The sequence below is a fragment of the Candidatus Nitrosopumilus sp. bin_6a genome, from assembly GCF_054095695.1.
Genome location: NZ_JBSWSR010000003.1, coordinates 114,677 through 130,080 on the forward strand (window position 1 = coordinate 114,677; position 15,404 = coordinate 130,080).

The following is a 15,404-nucleotide window of genomic DNA, read 5'->3' on the forward strand; positions in this document are numbered from 1 at the left end:
ACCTTTTAAGGTCTTGGATTAAAAAATCAGATTTACATTGTTGCTTGAGCAGCATCATGGAACATCTGACTCTTTGCACAGCCAGCAGCAAGTTCATCACCTGCTCCACGTCTCATAAGACCTCTGTACAGGCCATCTTCTAATTTGACGCCTTCTCTTTCTTCCCATTCCTCTACAGTGATAGAATATTTCTTTTGGATTCTATCTCTATACCATTCTGGAATTACATTGAATGCACAGAATGGAACTATTCTAAGGTCTGGAGTTACATAGTGAATATCACATCTTTGAAGTCTTTCCAAGTCTTCATTGTATTTGTCTTGGAAATGCATCATGCCAAGGAATAACCCTTTGACGTGCCATGAACCAACTGAATCAAATGATCTCTTCATGAGTATGTTACCAAACATCTTTGCCAAGTCTAATCCTGCAGGTTGCTTCTTTGTATCAACAAAGCCTTTGAGTTTTCTTACAACTTCAAGCATTGTAAAGTACTTGTTTTTACCAGAACGGATTTCCTCTGCTTTATCTTCAAATAATTCTAACATTCCTTGAATGTCACAGAACTTTGTTAATGGAACGAACTTCTTTGTATCTGCATCCTCAAAGATGTATGTTCCTGCACCACAAGCAAAGTGAATAGATAATTCGTATTTCGGTTTGCTTGAGAATGCTTCAATTACATTAGTTAGGGGCATACAACTTGGAACTGGGAACCAGTCATCAACAGTTACTTCACCGTTTGTTTGCTCTTCGATTCTTTGAACACAGTCAGGAACTGTAATTCTATATTTTTCACGTTCGGATTTGCCCATTCTACCAGTTAGTGATACTGGTTGGAAATTTACAGCATGTACTACATCCATGTTCTTTTGTGCATATCTGATAATTCCACCTAATTCATGATCATTGATTGATTTGATTACTGTTGGAACAAATACTACAGTAGTACCTGTTTTTCTGCAACTGTCAAGTGCATATGGAATTTCCCAATGGTTCTTTGGGTTTGTTCTTGCAGTTACACCGTCAAATGAAAGGTACAAGTTGTTACATCCAGCAAGTCTTACTTCTCTTGCAGCTTCTGGATCCATTGCGTGTCTGATACCATTTGTGTTCATTTGAATATGGTCAACGCCTTCTTCTTTCATAATTTTGATAACATCAGCAATATCTTCTCTAAGCATGGGTTCACCACCAGTAATTTGCATAGAGTTTCCTGGAATTGGTCTCTCAGCTCTGAGAGTCTTCATCATGCCTCTAACTTGTGTATGATCTGGCTCGTACATGTAAGCGCCTTCAAGGCCTTTCTTTACATAAAAGAAACAGTACCAGCATGTCAAGTCACATCTGTTAGTTACAATCATGTTTGCTAGTCCACTGTGTGATAAGTGGTTTGAGCATAATCCACAGTTATTTGGACATGAACACTTGTCAATCATTACGTTTGGAGAATGAGCGCCTTTGCCATCCATCCAGTATGTACTGAATTTCTTGTACATTTCATAAGAGCCAAAGTATAATTCCTCACATTCACCGTGCGTTGGACATACCTTTGACATGAAGACTTGATTGTCTCTCTCAAAGACTTCAGCATCTAGAATCATATTGCAGTCTGGACAGATGCTTTGAGTGAATCTAATTGTGGATTTTTTACCTAAATTTTTAGTTGATTGATTTGATATCTGAATTAGTGCCATATGTAATTCAAATTTTTCTGGGATAGTATATAATCGATTTCATACTTGCCCCCGGGTGGAATTTAGGAGGTAGGCATACCTGATTTAAATATCAAAACTGATCGACTAGATCGCAGATGAGCATTTCAGATAAAACAAGAAAGGCATTGGAAAAAATTGGTCTTACCAGTTATGAAATTAGAACATTTTCAGCTTTACTCAAATCAGGGGAATTGACAGCATCAGATCTTAGTCAAAAATCAGGAGTACCATACTCAAAAATTTATGAAGTATTGGGAACTTTGGAAGAAAAAGGTTGGATTGGTTCAGATGATTCAAGACCAACAAAATACTTTGCAAAGTCTCCATCTACAGGTCTAGAAACTACAAAACAAAAAATGGAAACTGATTTTTCACAGAATCAAAATGTTATCTTAAATGAATTAGTTCCATTGTATGAGAAAAGTGGTACCAGTGAAAGGCCAGACATTTGGGTTTTATCTGGTGCAGTAAACATTGCAGCTAAAATTTTAGAGATGGTAGAGACTTGTAGAAATGAAGTAATGATTGCATTGCCTGAGGCAGGAGTGGAGCTTGTAAAACAAGCATTGCCAAAATTAAGATCACTTCATGATAAAGGTGTAGAGATTACAATTCTAACATCAGATAAGATGGATAAGGAATCAATTAAAGCAATCAAACGAGTAGCCACTGTAACAATCAAGAAAGGATTGTTTGGAGGAGGTATAATTTCAGATAAAAGATATGTTGTAATTCTTTTAGGTCCAGAAATAGGAGGTGTAAATTCCTCAGAAGTTGTTGCAATATGGGCAGATCATACAGGATTGGCAGGATTTGCACGTCAATATTTTGAATACTTATTAAAAGATTCAAAGAAGGTGTAACATGGATGCATTAGATGAAGAAGCATTGTTCGTAGGAACTGCAGAAGCTGAACATGTAGAGATGTATCTCAAAGCAATTTGGCACATAAAAGAAAGAGGAGAAGATGTTAAAATTAGCACCATTGCAAAGATGCTCAATGTAAGACAGCCTAGTGTTGTTCAGATGTTAAAAAAACTAAATAGTAAAAATCTTGTAAATTACAACAAAGCAGGTGTAAAGCTTACAGATGATGGTGAAAGAATAGGTTCAAGCATGATGAGAAACAGCAGACTGTTAGAGGTTCTAATGGATAGTGCATTAAAGGTAGAAATTGATGAAGAGATGGTATGTGGAATTGAACATCACATGAATAAACAATTCACAGATGCCCTATGTATAATGTTAAAACATCCAAGAAAATGTCCACATGATCACGAAATTCCAATGGGCGAATGTTGTAAATCTGCATAACTGAAATTATAACCCAAAAGATATATCATCTTAGAAATTATATTCAATCATGGCATGTTTCTGTGGCTGTGAGACATATGAAAAAAATGATGACGGATTCAAAATTGCATGTGTAAAATGCGGACACGGACCTCAAAACCACAATGATGAATTCAGAGATGCAGCAAGAAAGAACGAATCACAAAGTCAAAAACGTGATGCAGACTTTGGATAGTTATTCGCCAATAATTTTAACTAAAACTCTTTTTGGTCTTTTTCCATCAAATTCACCATAGAAAATTTCTTCCCATGGTCCAAAATCTAATTTGCCATTAGTAATGGCAACAACGACTTCTCGTCCCATTACTTGTCGTTTCAAATGAGCATCTGCATTATCCTCCCCAGTTTTGTTATGATCATATTGTCTAATCGGTTCATGCGGAGCTAATCCTTCTAACCATTTTTCATAATCATGTAGTAATCCACCCTCATTGTCATTAATGAAAACACTTGCAGTGATATGCATTGCATTGACTAGGCAGAGGCCATCCTGAATTTTGCTTTTTGTAACCAATTTTCTTACATCAGATGTTATATTGACAAAGGCTCTTCTAGTTGTAACTTCAAATGTCAAATATTCAGTTAGAGATTTCATATTTCTATTTGAAATTCCATCCATTAAAATCCTAATGCAGGCTCAGAACTCAAGATCCTCATCATCAATCAAAGGGATAGGTACATCATGGCCTGCAAGGCATGTTTCAAGCGGATTCCTATTGAGTCTTTCAAGAAGCTTGATAAATGGCCAATAGTTCATTCTTTCAAAATGGTTGCAATAGACACTCCTGCCTCATTGGAAAGTTTTAGAAGATTTGTCATCTCTAGTACTTGCAAATCTTATGCACCAAGAGCTTATTTGGAAGATTTTGAGGTTTTTGCAGAAAGAGAAGATAGTCTAGGAGCAATCTATGTAGAAGCAGCAGATAAAGTTACTTTAAAAAAAATTAGAGACATCACATTTGTCAATGCTAAAGATATCTTAGGAATAATCTATAATTCAAAAAGTGGAAATACATCTCTCAAATGGAGACAAATTAGAAAAAACAGTGGAAAAGTGACAGGGGAAGCATCTGCAAACTCTCTTACAAATTTGTCTGAATCAGGTGTTCTAACTTTAGAATGGGTTGAAAATTATCTGAAAAAGAAATCACAAGAAACAAAAACTGAAGAAACAAGCTAAACTCTTTTCTTTTTGTGAATTAGAATAATATCATGATTACAAAAGAAATAGATGAAAATTCAATGTCTGTCATACCAGAAGATTCTGAAGATCTTTTGAATTTACGGCGCATAATCAAAGAAAATGATAAAGTGATTGGAGATACAACAAGAGTGCTAAAACAAGATAGAGATTATTCAAGACCGGATAAAGGTGAGAGAATCAAAGTCAGGATTGCATTAATTGTGGAAAAAATTTCACTTGACGGTGTTCTAGATAGATTAAGAGTAGGCGGTACAATTTCTGAATCAAGTAACGAATCAGTTCCTCATGGCTCACATCATTCTTTTATTCTCAAACTTAATGATGGAATTACAATTTCAAAGAAAAAATGGTTACCAATTGAAAAAAAACTTTTAGAATCAACTAATAACCAAGTCAGTTTTGTTCTAGTTGCAATTGACACAAGTGATAGTGGGATTGCAAGGTTAAGAGGTACTCATTTGGAATTTATGCCAAATATCTATTCAGGTTCTGGCGGAAAAAGATACAAAACTAATTTTAATATTGAAAAATTCTTTGATCAAGTGTTACAAGCAGTGTCAAGTATTTTCAAAGAGGGAGATACAATAGTTATCTTTGGTCCTGGTGAAACAAAAAAGAGATTCGCAAATTTTGTTGAAAAATCACAAAAATTACAAAAATACAAAATTCAAGTGGTCGATGGGATTGATTCTGGTGGAGAAGATGGAATTTACACATTTACAAAATCCCAAGCAATGCAAGAAATAATGTCAGACAGCAAATTAGCCAGAGCATCATCAATAATTGATGAAGTAATGATTCTTGCAAACAAGAAAAGTAGGAAATTTACTATGGGGTATAATGAAACATTTAACGCCAATCAGATGGGAGCAGTTGAATCACTGGTATTTTCTGACAGAGCAATTCAGGAAAATGACGAACAGGCAATGATGGATTTTTTAAATGATGCAGAAAATAAAGGAGTGACAATTTACAGTGTAGATTCATCTACAGACATTGGTCTTAGAGTGACAGGTTTGGGTGGAATTGTTTCTTTGTTACGATATCCAGTAGAATCTTAGTTTGTTGACTCTATTACCCATTTCAGATAAGAATTATTAATTGAATTAACATCGATTTCAGCTATTTCAGGAACATCATAAGGATGAGTTTCTTTAATTTTCTTTTTTAATAGACTCTTGTTTTTTGGAACAGTTTTAAAAATAGCAATGTATTCTGATGAGTTTTCTACTTTACCCTTCCAGGAATAAATTGAGGATATTTTAGAAATATTGACACAAGCAACTGTTTTATTTTTTACAAGCTGATTTGCAATTTTAGAGATTGATTTTTTGTCAGGGTATGTTGAGATAATTACAACTAGTTTCATAGTAAACGATAAATGACCGTACCTTAAAAAATTAACAATTAGTTTGGAACTTGATTTTATTACCCAGAATTCTATAATCTATGTCTTAATGGCATGGGTAGTCATTATTGTAATTGCAAAAGCTCTCAAATTAGAAAAATATGGTTTTGAATTAAAAGCATACAGTCTAGTATACAAAAACAAGGGAGTTAATCAAGTTCTCATAAAAATATTAGGTCGAACAAAACGAGGGATTAGGGTTTTTGCAGACACAAGTGTGATTGCAGGTTTTATTATGATGGCCTTTGCATTTTGGTTTTTGCTAAATAATGTATCAAACTTTTTTGTTGCACAATCAGAATTTTCAGAATTGACAGTATTGATTCCAGGAGTTACATTAACGTCTGCATCATCAATTACATACTTTTTGCTATCTATACCCATCGTACTTGTAATTCATGAAGGAGCGCATGGTATTGTAGCAGCTCTAGAAAAAATTAAAATCAAAACTGGTGGATTTGCAATATTTATTGCAATGTTTGCAGGATTTGTAGAGCCTGATGAAGAAGAATTTGAAAAAGCCAAAAAGATTTCAAAATTAAGAGTGATTGGAGCAGGTGCTACATCAAATGTAATGTTTGCATTTGTGTTGGGTGCTATTTTGTTAACAAATCCATTTTTTGCAATGGTATTACCAGAACCACTTTTGAGTGTATTTTATGAACTACCTGAAGGAGTTTTGATACTTTCTATAATAGAGAACTCTGGTGCTGAGCAAGCAGGATTGCTTGCAAATGATATCATTACTTCAATTAATGACATACCGATATACAGTCCAGTTGATTTTCCTGTTCTTAGTCCTGGAGAAACTGCAAGTGTTTCAGTAATCAGAGATGGTCAAACATTGAACTTTGGTGTAGAAATAATGTCTGCACCGGAAGATCCTGAAAGAGGCCTGATTGGCATAATGAGAGACAATTCATTTGCATACAAACCCATAATGAATTTCATAGAATGGAATGATCCAAATGTTTCAATGTTCTTCCTATGGCTATGGATGATTTCATTTTTCATTGGAATCATCAACATGCTACCATTGCCAATTTTGGATGGAGGAAAATTCATTCACACAATTATTGATAAAAGAATTTCAGACAAATCAGTCAATATCGTAATGTGGGGAATCTATGCATTCACCTTTGTATTATTTGGCCTCAATATTGCCTTGTCATATTTGAAATCTGGATGGTTTACAATCTAAAATCACCTAAAGAATCATTAATGAAAAAAATCAATTCATTTTATGAAATGTGACAGATGTGAAAATCCTCCAGCATATACAAGAAAATACTCTGGAGAAAGGCTTTGTTCACAATGTTTCTCAAGGTCAATTGTAAGAAAAACTGCAAAAACTATTTCAAAATACAATATGATAAAACATAATGAATTAGTTGCAGTTGCAGTGTCAGGAGGAAAAGATTCTCTAGCATTATTAAAAATCATTAATGAAATGGCATTAACTCATAGTTTTAGAATAATAGCAATAACTATTGATGAAGGGATTCCAGGATATAGAAATGAAGCATTAGAAATAGTTGAAAAGTTTTGTTCTGAACTTAATGTAGAGCATAAAGTTTATTCTTACAAGGATCTGTTTGAATTAACACTTGATGAAGCATTAGACTTGAGAGAAAATGAAAAAACTTCATCTTGTTCAATTTGTGGCACGTTAAGAAGAAGAGCCATTGATCATGCAGCCAAAGATATAGGTGCCGATGTAATTGCCACAGGGCATAACTTAGATGATACATTGCAAACATTTGTGATTAACATGCTTTCAGGAGACACCACAAAGGTTGGTTGGATGGATCCTGATACTTCTACAAATGATTTGAGAAAAATAAAGCCATTCTGTGAAATTTATGAATCTGAAATTGTATTTTATGCTTTTACAAATAATATGCCATTTCAATCAGAACCTTGTCCACACATGAATGAAGGAATAAGAACAGAAATTCGTGAATTTTTAAATTCATTAGAAAATCAACATAGTGGAATTAAAAATAATTTTTATCAATCAATTCTCAAAATTTCACAGACAGTAAAGAATTCAAATTCAAAAGAGAAAATAAAATGCGAAAAATGTGGAAATGATTGTACAGGTAATGTATGCTCAGTGTGCAGTGTAGTTTTAAAACTAAAAGAAAATCAAACCTAATGCAAATATAACATACTTTCTTAGGAAAAATGGTAGTAGGTAGGATCAGGGTGCCAGCCGTGCCCTATTCTGAAACCGGCTAATGCAGAGATCAGCAACTGTTGGGTAAATCTCTAGAAGGGTAATTCCCGCTTGGTGTGCGGAAATGAAATCACGCCGAGGCGGGTGGTTGCAGGACTAGAAATATCCGAAGGGATAACTTCTAAGACCGAACCATCGAAAGGGATGAGGTCCGGGAGGGAGCAATCCTAAGGTGGAGCATCCACGCTTCCTCGTCAACGTGGCGGATCTTGTATGCCTTGAAATGGGGCTATTCGTCTAGACTGGAGCCAGCAGATCTACTACCTTAATAATTAAAATCAGATTTTCAAATTTATGGAAGGAATTATCTCATTTGGGAATAAAAGAAGTTATGAGGACTTTAAAAAACAAATTCCCAGTTCATTACTGCCTTTATTTGATTCAATAAGAGAATTTTGTTTTTCATTAGGGGATAAAGTAATTGAAGATGTTAGAATGCATAGAGTGGTTTTTTGTAAATCAATGACATTTAGATGGTTTGCAGATGTTGAACCTGTAAGAGAAGGAATTATCATTAAAATCCAAAAAAGCAGAAAAGAACCAATGCAGATAATTCAGATTAAAAAAGATCATGAAATTTTAGAATGCACTCAAATCATTAAAAACGCATTTGAAGAAATTCACTAGTATAACACATCAAATTTAGAAAATTCTGCGGCAAATTTTTCATTACGTATCTCTACATCCTCAACTCTTGCATTAGCAGGCCCTCCATGAGCCCATTCTATAATTCTGCTAATATTTTCTTCATCACCTTCTAGAACGGCTTCTACTCTACCATCTTTGAGATTTTTAACCCAACCAAAAACATTATTTTTTTTTGCCATGACTTTGAGAGACTGACGGAAAAAAACACCTTGTACTTTTCCAGTAACAAAGAGTCTAACACGATAATTTGACACTATGAAAATATTTCTTAGAGCTATTAATCAATTTTAGGTTAAAAGAAAACTACTTTCTTTCTTTAATTCTTGCTCTACCAGTCTTTCGTGCAGCAATGCTACCTACCTTTGCACCAGGAGGAGCATCTCTTGAGACTGTAGAACTTTGTCCAACGTGTTGATGACGACCACCACCGTGTGGGTGAACGTAAGCTGCTTGAGCAACACCTCTAACAATAGGATACTTCTTTCCTTTAGCTTTAAAACTACGCCACTTGTTACCTGCACTCATAAAGTGTCTTTCACTAGCTCCACCACCGGCAAGAGTACCAATCATTGCTCTGTTTTTAGGATTTAGAGTAGTAAACTTTCCTGAGGGAAGTTTTACAGTAACACCATCATCACCATGTGAGAAAACAGTTGCATTAGTACCTGCTGATTTTACAATTGCACCGCCATCTCCAAAGTGCTTTTCAATATTACATACAATTGTACCATCAGGAATATTTTGAACACTAATGACATTTCCTTTTTCTATTTGTGATTTTAACCCAAATTGTAAAGTTGTACCAACGGTAGTTCCAAGAACTGCAGGTACAAATGAAACAGAACCATCTTCAAATCTAACTTTGGCTAAGGGTGCTTCCCTACCACGTTCGTGAACAAGATCAATAATTTCACCCTCATGTTGTTCTGCTAGTGGAAAACGTGGATAATTGGCTTTTACTCCTACTTTACCAGTAGAAGTAGATCTAAATTGATTGCCTCCTCGGCCTCGTCTTCGAACTAATGGTCTCTTACCCAAGTTGATCGTTTCCGACCTAAAGAGAATTTTAAGCTTGTGGTATTCTTACTGTTAGTTAGAGAAATTACCACAAAGGTATAAAAATTAGAATTGAGGCCATTGAGTATGAGTCAAAATGCTCTTTCTCTCAAAGTTCTTGAAGCATATACAAGAGATGTTGGACGAGGAGTAGCAAGAATTGATTATGATTCTATGGATACATTAAATGCCTCTACAGGCGATGTAATTGAAATTAAAGGCAAAAGAAGAACAGTAGCAAAATGTCTACCACTTTATCCTTCAGATGAAGGAAAAGGAATTATCAGAATTGATGGACTAGGAAGAAATAATTCAGGAATTGCTATTGGTGATACAATTTCTGTTAGAAAAATAAAAGCTGTAGCTGCAGAAAAAGTAGTAGTTGCACCACTAGAAGCAATTCCTCCAATAGATGAAAGATATCTTGCAGATGCATTAGAGAGTGTTCCTTTGATCAAAGGAGATAATGTAATGGTTCCATATTTTGGTGGACGTTTAACTTTTCAAGTAATCGGAGTCAATCCAGCAGCTGATGCTGTTTTAGTAACTCAAAAAACTGTTTTCCACATTGCAGAAAAAGGAGAAACATTACGTGGAGTTCCACAAGTAACCTATGAAGACATTGGTGGAATTTCAAATGAGATTAAAAAAGTAAGAGAGATGATTGAGCTCCCATTAAGACATCCAGAAATTTTTGAAAAATTAGGTATTGAAGCTCCAAAAGGAGTATTATTGTATGGTCCACCAGGTACTGGTAAAACATTACTTGCAAAAGCAGTAGCAAATGAAAGTAATGCACATTTCATTAGTATATCAGGTCCAGAAATCATGAGTAAGTTCTATGGTGAAAGTGAAGCAAGACTAAGAGAAATTTTCAAAGAAGCAAGAGAAAAGGCTCCATCAATCATCTTTGTTGATGAAATTGATTCTATTGCTCCAAAAAGAGAAGAAGTTACTGGTGAAGTTGAAAGAAGAGTAGTTTCTCAAATGTTATCATTAATGGACGGATTAGAAGCAAGAGGTAAAGTAATTGTCATCTCTGCAACAAATAGACCAAATGCAATTGATCCTGCACTTAGAAGACCAGGAAGATTTGATAGAGAAATTGAGATTAAAGTTCCAGATAAAAAAGGAAGAAAAGACATTCTTGCAATCCACAGCAGAAATATGCCTTTAGGTGAAGATGTTAATTTAGATAAAATATCATCTGTCAGCCATGGATATGTTGGTGCAGATTTGGAATATCTATGTAAAGAAGCAGCAATGAAATGCTTGAGAAGATTATTACCTGTTTTAAATCTAGAAGAAGAGAAACTCCCACCAGAAACACTAGACAAACTAATTGTAAATCATGACGATTTCCAGAAAGCATTGATTGAAGTAACACCATCAGGCATGCGAGAAGTATTCATTGAAAATCCAGATGTGAAATGGGAAGATGTCGGAGGGTTAGAAGATGTCAAACGAGAATTACAGGAAGCTGTAGAATGGCCAATGAAATATCCAGGTCTTTACGATAAACTAGGTCACAGGATGCCAAGAGGAATATTACTTCATGGTCCTAGTGGTACCGGTAAAACATTACTTGCAAAAGCAGTAGCTACTCAAAGTGAAGCTAATTTTGTTTCAGTTAGAGGTCCTGAACTCTTATCAAAATGGGTTGGAGAATCAGAAAGAGGAATAAGAGAAATTTTCAAACGTGCACGACAATCAGCACCATGTGTTGTATTCTTTGATGAAATTGATTCTATTGCACCTATCAGAGGAGCTGGTGGTGAAACAGCAGTAACAGAAAGGGTTGTCAGTCAATTACTAACAGAATTAGATGGAATGGAAAACATGCATGGCGTCATCGTATTAGCTGCAACAAATAGAGCAGACATGATTGATCCAGCATTGTTAAGACCAGGAAGATTTGATAAAATTATTCAGATTCCACTTCCAGATAAAGAAAGCAGAAAGAGCATATTGGTAATTAACGCTGAAAAGATTCCAACTATTAGTGAAAAAAGTGATCCTAATCACATTGATTTCGATAAACTTGCAGACATTACTGACGGACTCAGTGGAGCAGATACAGCATCCATTGCAAACACCGCAGTATCTCTAGTAATTCATGAATTCTTAGACTCACATCCAGATGTAAAAGACATAGAAAAAACTTCAATAGATGCCAAAGTTACGATGAAACACTTTGAAGAAGCAGTTAAGAAAGTAAGAGAGCAAAAAGACCTTAAGATGGGAGAAAAATTAGTAGCTTCCTATTACAGATAGTTTTAATTAAATTACGAATCTAATCCTCATAAATGTCACAATATACAGGCTATGATGGAAAATCATTAGAATTTCTAAAAACAAACCATCTTTCAATTGGAGATTCTGTTAAAATTTTAGCGGATATAAGGTATTCAGGCATAATTATGCCAAGATATGAACACAGTGATGACAAACATATTGTTTTAAAATTAAAGAGCGGATACAATATTGGTTTAGAGATCACAAAAATTGAAACGATTGAAAAAAATCCATCTTTAGAAAAAATAACAGAAAAAAATGAAAGAATTGAAAAAAATGAGACTTTGCCAAATATCCTGTTATTATCAACAGGGGGTACCATTGCAAGTAAAATTGATTATAGAACAGGTGCAGTTACGCCAGTATTAACAGCTGAGGAATTGAATTCGTCTGTTCCAGAGTTGGCAGAAATTGCAAATATTGACACAAAAGTACTCTTTTCAGAGTATTCAGAAAATATTATGCCTGAACATTGGTTAAAAATTGCTGAAACATTAAAAGAATATTCTAAATCTGAATATTCAGGAATTATTATTGCACATGGTACAGATACAATGCATTACACATCATCTTATCTTTCTTTTTCACTTGCAGGTTTTCCAATACCAATAGCACTAGTAGGTTCACAAAGATCATCAGATCGGGCATCATCAGATGCTGCATTAAATCTAATTGGAGCTACAAAATTTCTAACTGAATGTAAAACAAATGGAATCTATATTGTAATGCATCAAGATGAAAATGACGAAACAATTGCATGTCATCTTGGTACAAGAGTAAGAAAAAACCATACAAGCAAAAGAGGAGCATTCCAAACAATTGGAGATGATCCTGCATTTTTAATTGTAAATAATGAAATTCATGATAATATGAAAACAGATTTTTTTACATCTAAAAAATTTGAACCTAAGATCAAAATAAATGAAAAAGTTGCACTAGTGAAGTATCATCCAGGATACGACCCATCTTTATTAAAAAATATTATAGATTCTGACTATAAAGCAATAATTTTTGAAGGTACCGGACTAGGACATATTGGAAAAAACATGTATTCAATGGTAAAAATGGGAAATGAAAAACGCATCTTTATGGGAATGACCTCTCAATGTATAGATGGAAGAGTCAGAATGACAGTTTATGAAAGCGGTAGAGATTTACTTGATTTAGGAATAATTCCTTTAGAAAACATGATTCCAGAAATTGCACTAGTCAAAGCAATGTGGGTTACTGGAAATACTGAAAACCTAGACGAAATTAAGAAAAACATGCTTAATAGAATTGCATCTGAATTTTCTGTATAATTAGGAATCAAAATGGAGAAATTTTCAATCAAAGATGTAGGTGTCAAAGTTGGATTAGAAATTCATCAGCAGCTTGCAACGAATAAAAAATTATTCTGTAATTGTACCCCTATTGAATCAGACGAATATTCAATTAAATTCCAAAGAAAATTACGAGTATCTAAAAGTGAGTTAGGTGAATTTGATCCTGCCGCATTATTTGAAAGTACAAAATCTAAAACAATAATGTATTATGCCAACCCTCAAAGTAGCTGTTTAGTAGAACAAGATGAAGAGCCTCCACATGAATTAGATGAAGATGCAAGAAAAATTGCTCTAGTAATTTCTTCTGCTTTAAAATCACATGTTTTTAGTGAGATCTATCCTATGAGAAAAACAGTAATCGATGGTTCCAATACAACAGGATTTCAACGTACTATGTTAATTTCACAAGGGGGGTTTTACAATGCAGGAGATAAAAAAATAGGAATTCAATCAATTTGTTTAGAAGAGGATGCAGCAAAAATATTGGGTGAAGAGGGTTCCACAAGAAAATTTGGCCTAGAAAGATTAGGAATTCCATTGATTGAAATTGCAACAGAACCTTTTGAAGTAGAATTAACCGAAATTAAAAAAATTGCATTATCTCTAGGAAGAATTTTACGAAGTACAAAAAAAGTGAAAAGAGGACAAGGATCAATCAGGCAAGATGTTAATATTTCAATTAAAGATGGAGGTGGTGTTGTAATTGAGGTTAAAGGGGTTCAACAATTAGATCAATTAGAAAAAGTTGTGGAATATGAGGCTAAAAGACAACATGGTTTGTTAGTAATCTCAGAAAAAATTCAAGAAAGAAATTGGAAATTTGATAATGAGAATAAAAAAGACGTTACAAAATTATTTTTAAAATGCAAATCAAAGATTATTCAAAATGCGATAAAGAAAAATCAGAAAATTATTGCAATACATTTTAAAAACATGGCCGGAATATTTGGATTTTTACCATATGAAGGAATTAGATTAGGAAAAGAAGTGGCAGAATTAGTAAGATTTTTTGGAATAGGCGGAGTATTTCATTCAGATGAGCTTCCTAATTACGGAGTCGAGGAATCAGATTTGGATGAATTTAAAAAATCCATAGGAATTAAAGAAAATGACGGATTTTTAATTTTGGCAGCACCTGACGAAAAAGTGGATACTGTTGTAAAACAAATTATTTTAAGAATTGAGTACATTAGAGACACAGGTATTCCAATAGATACAAGATTAGCTACCCAGACAGGAGAAACAAAATTTCTTAGACCAAGACCAGGATCTGCAAGAATGTATCCTGAAACAGACATTCCACCAATAATCATTACAAAAGAAGAATTAACACAATCTGAAAAAAACGTACCAAAATCTTGGGATGATTCTATAAAAGATTTAGAAAACAAATACAAAATTAATCCTCAACTTGCAGAACAGATTTTTGATTCACGATATATTGTATTATTTGAAAGAATTGTTGAAGATATTAGCATTAATCCAACATTTGTTGCATCAATTCTTTGTTCTTCAATTACAAATTTGGAAAGAAGTGGATTGGACTCTAATTTATTAAGTAATGAAGAAATCTTCAAATTATTTCAATTATTAGAAAAAAGAAAAATTGCCAAAGAATCGATTGAAATAATATTTGAAAATATAATGGCTGGAAAAGCAAAAACTGTAGAAGAAGCTATGAAAAACACATCAATACAATCTGTTAATGAAGATGATTTAGAAAAAATAATCGAAGATATTGTAAACAATAATGAAGAGATAATTAAAAATCAAAAAGAAAGAGCAATTGGACCACTGATGGGAATTGTCATGAAGGAGTTAAGAGGTAAAGCTTCTGGTGAAACAATTAACAAACTTCTTTTAAAAAACATCAAGAAAAAATTAGATAGTATATTCTAGATAGGTGCGGGAAGTGGGATTTGAACCCACGAACTCCTAAAAGATAAGGATCTGAACCTTACACCGTTGACCAGGCTGGGTGACTCCCGCATAGAAAAATCTTGAGATCTAGAATAAGTTTCTTTATTATATGAAACACACATACAAAATTAATCAAGAGATAAAATGGAATTTAGAGAAGTTTATTGTTCAAATTGCAAAAAAATACTAGGACGGTATAATGTAAAATTCTATACAGAAGACAAAATTGGTGAATTAA

16 protein-coding genes, 1 tRNA gene and 1 other RNA gene are annotated in these 15,404 nt (G+C 33.9%); 12 read left to right on the top strand and 6 right to left on the bottom strand.

From position 1 onward, the window contains the following. Positions 1-32: 32 nt before the first annotated feature. On the bottom strand, positions 33-1,697 hold the full coding sequence (gene tes, locus ACW9XA_RS04590; RefSeq protein ID WP_179361020.1) for a tetraether lipid synthase Tes: 1,665 nt from the start codon (positions 1,695-1,697) through the stop codon (positions 33-35). Between the two features lie 116 nt (positions 1,698-1,813). Here tes and ACW9XA_RS04595 point away from each other — a divergent pair, with 116 nt between their 5' ends. The 3 genes from ACW9XA_RS04595 to ACW9XA_RS04605 are packed head-to-tail and all read left to right on the top strand — an operon-like array spanning position 1,814 to position 3,246. Beyond that, positions 1,814-2,581: a TrmB family transcriptional regulator gene (locus ACW9XA_RS04595; RefSeq protein WP_457763213.1), complete on the top strand. Its 768-nt coding sequence runs from the start codon at positions 1,814-1,816 to the stop codon at positions 2,579-2,581. Position 2,582: 1 nt separating this feature from the next. Continuing rightward, complete coding sequence (locus ACW9XA_RS04600) at positions 2,583-3,032, top strand: metal-dependent transcriptional regulator (RefSeq protein WP_457763214.1); 450 nt, start codon at positions 2,583-2,585, stop codon at positions 3,030-3,032. A 49-nt stretch (positions 3,033-3,081) separates the two neighbouring features. After that, complete coding sequence (locus tag ACW9XA_RS04605; RefSeq protein WP_457760885.1) at positions 3,082-3,246, top strand: hypothetical protein; 165 nt, start codon at positions 3,082-3,084, stop codon at positions 3,244-3,246. Here ACW9XA_RS04605 and ACW9XA_RS04610 read toward each other — a convergent pair whose 3' ends face one another. Next, complete coding sequence (locus ACW9XA_RS04610; RefSeq protein WP_457763215.1) at positions 3,247-3,666, bottom strand: secondary thiamine-phosphate synthase enzyme YjbQ; 420 nt, start codon at positions 3,664-3,666, stop codon at positions 3,247-3,249. It abuts the gene before it with no gap. Between the two features lie 171 nt (positions 3,667-3,837). On the opposite strand from ACW9XA_RS04610, the gene ACW9XA_RS04615 reads away from it, so the two are divergent. Together ACW9XA_RS04615 and ACW9XA_RS04620 are read left to right on the top strand one after the other, a co-directional pair. Continuing rightward, positions 3,838-4,251, top strand: coding sequence for a hypothetical protein (locus ACW9XA_RS04615; RefSeq protein WP_457763216.1), 414 nt, complete (start codon positions 3,838-3,840; stop codon positions 4,249-4,251). 32 nt (positions 4,252-4,283) lie between these two features. Continuing rightward, the gene (locus ACW9XA_RS04620; RefSeq protein WP_457763217.1) at positions 4,284-5,336 is read left to right on the top strand and encodes a pelota family protein; all 1,053 of its coding nucleotides are present in this window, start codon (positions 4,284-4,286) and stop codon (positions 5,334-5,336) included. Here the strand turns inward: ACW9XA_RS04620 and cutA are convergent. Next, the gene (gene cutA / locus ACW9XA_RS04625) at positions 5,333-5,644 is read right to left on the bottom strand and encodes a divalent-cation tolerance protein CutA (protein ID WP_300323686.1); all 312 of its coding nucleotides are present in this window, start codon (positions 5,642-5,644) and stop codon (positions 5,333-5,335) included. The genes ACW9XA_RS04620 and cutA overlap by 4 nt on opposite strands. Before the next feature lie 88 nt (positions 5,645-5,732). Between cutA and ACW9XA_RS04630 the strand changes: the two genes are divergently transcribed. From ACW9XA_RS04630 to ACW9XA_RS04645, 4 genes are all read left to right on the top strand, one after another. Then, positions 5,733-6,884, top strand: coding sequence for a site-2 protease family protein (locus ACW9XA_RS04630; protein WP_457763218.1), 1,152 nt, complete (start codon positions 5,733-5,735; stop codon positions 6,882-6,884). Between the two features lie 42 nt (positions 6,885-6,926). Further along, on the top strand, positions 6,927-7,841 hold the full coding sequence (locus tag ACW9XA_RS04635; protein ID WP_457763219.1) for a TIGR00269 family protein: 915 nt from the start codon (positions 6,927-6,929) through the stop codon (positions 7,839-7,841). Between the two features lie 33 nt (positions 7,842-7,874). Further along, an RNA gene (gene ffs, locus ACW9XA_RS04640) (signal recognition particle sRNA) lies at positions 7,875-8,185 on the top strand. 31 nt (positions 8,186-8,216) lie between these two features. Continuing rightward, entirely contained in the window at positions 8,217-8,549 is a 333-nt protein-coding gene (locus ACW9XA_RS04645) for a hypothetical protein (RefSeq protein ID WP_457763220.1), read from the top strand. On the opposite strand, the gene ACW9XA_RS04650 is transcribed toward ACW9XA_RS04645, so the two are convergent. Both ACW9XA_RS04650 and ACW9XA_RS04655 read right to left on the bottom strand, forming a co-directional pair. Continuing rightward, the gene (locus ACW9XA_RS04650; RefSeq protein ID WP_457763221.1) at positions 8,546-8,824 is read right to left on the bottom strand and encodes an acylphosphatase; all 279 of its coding nucleotides are present in this window, start codon (positions 8,822-8,824) and stop codon (positions 8,546-8,548) included. The two genes, ACW9XA_RS04645 and ACW9XA_RS04650, sit on opposite strands and share 4 nt — an antisense overlap. Before the next feature lie 49 nt (positions 8,825-8,873). Continuing rightward, positions 8,874-9,608 carry a 50S ribosomal protein L2 gene (locus tag ACW9XA_RS04655; RefSeq protein ID WP_300323701.1) on the bottom strand — a complete coding sequence of 245 codons (735 nt, stop codon included), beginning with the start codon at positions 9,606-9,608 and terminating at the stop codon, positions 8,874-8,876. 105 nt (positions 9,609-9,713) lie between these two features. Here ACW9XA_RS04655 and ACW9XA_RS04660 point away from each other — a divergent pair, with 105 nt between their 5' ends. Genes ACW9XA_RS04660 through gatE form a run of 3 tightly spaced genes read left to right on the top strand, consistent with a single transcriptional unit; the run spans position 9,714 to position 15,145 of the window. Continuing rightward, positions 9,714-11,900 (top strand): CDC48 family AAA ATPase, encoded by a 2,187-nt coding sequence (locus ACW9XA_RS04660; RefSeq protein WP_300323704.1) that lies wholly within the window; start codon positions 9,714-9,716, stop codon positions 11,898-11,900. A gap of 32 nt (positions 11,901-11,932) precedes the next feature. Further along, on the top strand, positions 11,933-13,222 hold the full coding sequence (gene gatD / locus ACW9XA_RS04665; RefSeq protein ID WP_457763222.1) for a Glu-tRNA(Gln) amidotransferase subunit GatD: 1,290 nt from the start codon (positions 11,933-11,935) through the stop codon (positions 13,220-13,222). Between the two features lie 12 nt (positions 13,223-13,234). Beyond that, positions 13,235-15,145 carry a Glu-tRNA(Gln) amidotransferase subunit GatE gene (gene gatE / locus ACW9XA_RS04670; RefSeq protein ID WP_457763223.1) on the top strand — a complete coding sequence of 637 codons (1,911 nt, stop codon included), beginning with the start codon at positions 13,235-13,237 and terminating at the stop codon, positions 15,143-15,145. Between the two features lie 5 nt (positions 15,146-15,150). Here the strand turns inward: gatE and ACW9XA_RS04675 are convergent. Then, positions 15,151-15,235: transfer RNA gene (locus tag ACW9XA_RS04675), tRNA-Leu, on the bottom strand. Between the last annotated feature and the right edge of the window lie 169 nt (positions 15,236-15,404).